The sequence below is a fragment of the Acinetobacter sp. AS5 genome (assembly GCF_048957595.1).
Lineage (GTDB): Bacteria > Pseudomonadota > Gammaproteobacteria > Pseudomonadales > Moraxellaceae > Acinetobacter.
Genome location: NZ_JARDAL010000108.1, coordinates 1 through 3,002 on the forward strand (window position 1 = coordinate 1; position 3,002 = coordinate 3,002).

1 protein-coding gene and 2 tRNA genes are annotated in these 3,002 nt (G+C 46.4%); 2 read left to right on the top strand and 1 reads right to left on the bottom strand.

Annotation, left to right across the window (positions count from 1 at the left end; translation table 11 throughout):
* Window positions 1–109 precede the first annotated feature (109 nt).
* Entirely contained in the window at window positions 110–2,557 is a 2,448-nt protein-coding gene (rnr, locus tag PV763_RS17230) for a ribonuclease R (protein ID WP_420938265.1), read from the bottom strand.
* 263 nt (window positions 2,558–2,820) lie between these two features.
* Between rnr and PV763_RS17235 the strand changes: the two genes are divergently transcribed.
* Both PV763_RS17235 and PV763_RS17240 read left to right on the top strand, forming a co-directional pair.
* Window positions 2,821–2,910 (top strand) — tRNA-Ser (locus PV763_RS17235).
* 16 nt (window positions 2,911–2,926) lie between these two features.
* Window positions 2,927–3,000, top strand: a tRNA-Arg gene (locus PV763_RS17240).
* Window positions 3,001–3,002: the final 2 nt, after the last annotated feature.

Here is a 3,002-nt window from a genome sequence, read left to right on the forward strand (position 1 = left end):
AAGTGTTTGTTTGCACTCATATTTTAACTGTTAGGACTCAGGTTTTTTTATTTAAAGCAAACTATGGGACAGCAGTGGCGCCGTAGCACTCTTTTTAAACCGTCAAAAATTATTCAGTCTTGGCTTTTGCATTCGACTTTTTCTTTTTGATCTTGGCCTTTTTCTTTACTTTATCTTTAACCTTTGCTTCAGACTTTCCTGCAGATGGTTTAGCAGACTTTTTACTGTAAGAGCTGGGTTTTCCTTTTCCTTTTTTGCGTCGTATGGGCTGTTCTCCATCGGCGCTCAGGTTGGATTTAGATTCACGTTCATTGTTGCCAAACACTTCTTCTGTCGCTGCTGGACGTGATACTGGTTTTTTCTCGCTCACGCGCGGTGCACGGGCACGAACTGCACGGCCGGCATGGCTAAGCTGCTGCACCAGTTCAAAGTCGATCTTGCGTTCTTCCAGATTGACACCGGCAACCTTGATTTTGACTTCATCGCCCAGACCAAAGACTTGACCACGGTTCTGGCCGATCAGATTCTGGCTACTTTGATCAAAGACAAAGAAGTCATCGCCTAGCTGGCTGACATGCACCATACCATCGACATACAGGTCTTTTAGCGTCACGAACAAACCGAATTCTGCCGTCGCACTAATGATCCCGACAAATTCTTCGCCCAGATGCTGCTGCATATAATGGCATTTCAACCAGGTCGTCACCGAACGTGATGCTTCATCTGCACGACGTTCTGTCGCTGAGAAATGATCACCAGCTTCATCTAAAGCACCCCCTGACAGCGGAGATGGCTTGTTATTTAAATGCGCTTTGATTGCACGATGCAATAACAAATCTGGATAACGGCGAATTGGTGAAGTGAAATGTGTATAGGCTTCATAAGCCAGACCATAATGGCCTGCATTACTCGCACCATAGTAAGCCTGCATCATGGAGCGTAATAACACCGCATGAATACTTGGTGCATCAATCCGTTCTTTGGTCGCTTCAATCACCGCCTGATAATCTTTCTGAGTCGGCTGTTCCGGGAAATTCAAACCCAGCAGCTTGACGAAGTCACGGACTTTCTGGATACGCGAGAACTCAGGTGGTTCATGCACACGGTACAGCATTGGCATTTCATTTTTCAATGCATATTCTGCGGCTGCTACGTTGGCTAGCAGCATACATTCTTCAATCAGCTTATGTGCATCATTACGGGTGCGTGGAAGAATTTCTTTAATTCCGCCCAGTTCGTCGAAGGTCATGTAAGTTTCAACGGTTTCGAATTCCATGGCATGACGTTCAGCACGTAAACCTTTAAGAACTTGATAAAGCTGGAACAGGGTGTTGATCGACTTGCGAACTTCACGGTCTTCGGTAATGGCTTGACTGTCGCCTTCCAGATACTGTGCGACCTGATCATAGGTCAAACGTGCCTTGGAATGCATGACAGATGGATAGAACTCAAAACCGGTAACACGGCCAGCACGTGACAGTTTTAAATCACAGACCATACATAGGCGGTCAACGTTCGGATTTAACGAACACAGGCCATTCGACAATGCTTCAGGCAGCATCGGTAAAACAAAGTGCGGGAAGTAGACTGACGTCCCGCGTTCCTGCGCTTCATCATCTAGCGGTTTGCCTGGACGTACATAATGGCTGACATCGGCAATGGCCACGACCACGCGATAACCACCGCCAGGACGTTTTTCAGCATAAACGGCATCATCAAAGTCACGCGCATCTTCACCATCAATGGTGACCAAGGCTAAATCACGCAGATCCACACGGCCTTCACTGTCTTTGGCCGTTGGCTCTTTAAAACTCTCGGCTTCTTTAACAACTTCTTCTGGGAATTCATACGGCAAACCATATTCTAAAATGGTTTGTGGAATGATGATTTCAGTATCGGCCTTGTCCGCCATGGACTGCACAATATGCCCGGTCGCGAATTCTTCTCGGGTCGGATAGGTATCAATCGCCACACGAATCGAATCACCCAGATTGACCTGGGCATGTTCGATCAGTTCTTTTTCAAGGGTAATTGGCTGATGTGCATTCGGGTTGGCTGGCTGAATAAAGTATTCACCATCATACTCTGACACTTTACCAATGATCTGTTTGACACGATGCTGCACAACTTCCGTAATATAGCCCCAGGCCTTGCCTTTACGGTCTACCGAAGTCTGACGCACTTTAACGCGGTCACCATTAAAGACCAGGCGCAGTTCACGTTCAGCCAATAATAGGTCGTCCTGGCCGGAAATGTTGGCAGTTCCCATCCCTCGGGAATTGATATAAACCGTCGCTTCGGATTCAGGTTGCTCGACGGCAATCTGAAACTTGTAGCCATCTTTCATCAGTTGGCCGTCACGCACCATCGCAATTAAACGATGGCTCAGGGCATCAATACTTTTTTGATCTGCAATTTCAAAATGTTCGACCAGGTCTGCATGGGACTGGGCATTGTTCTTTTCGATGGTTTCTAAAATGAGCGTGCGGCTAGGGATAGGGTTGTCATAACGTTCGGCTTCAGCTTTTGCTTCAGGATCGACCCAGTTTTTCATCATGTCTTTAAATTTATCTTAGGAGATAGGTTTAGCATAAAACATGTGTGCGCAGACTGCACGTAAATGATTGCAATAATCCATTTAAGTTTTCAATTTTCTGTTAATTTTCGATAACTGGAAATTTATGCAGTTTTTTTGCCATCAAAATGCACGAAAAATCGGGGAATTGCTTAAAAAGTATTTAAACGAGCAAAAATATGCACTTTTTTTTGATGCTGCGCTTGCAGTGCCATGCCGAAATTTGTATTATGGCCGCACGTTACGGTGAGATGGGTGAGTGGCTGAAACCACGTCCCTGCTAAGGACGCATACGGGTAACTGTATCGAGGGTTCGAATCCCTCTCTCACCGCCACGCTTACTTACGTCGCGCGCTCATAGCTCAGCTGGATAGAGCACTTGGCTACGAACTAAGGGGTCGGGAGTTCGAATCTCTCTGAGCGCACC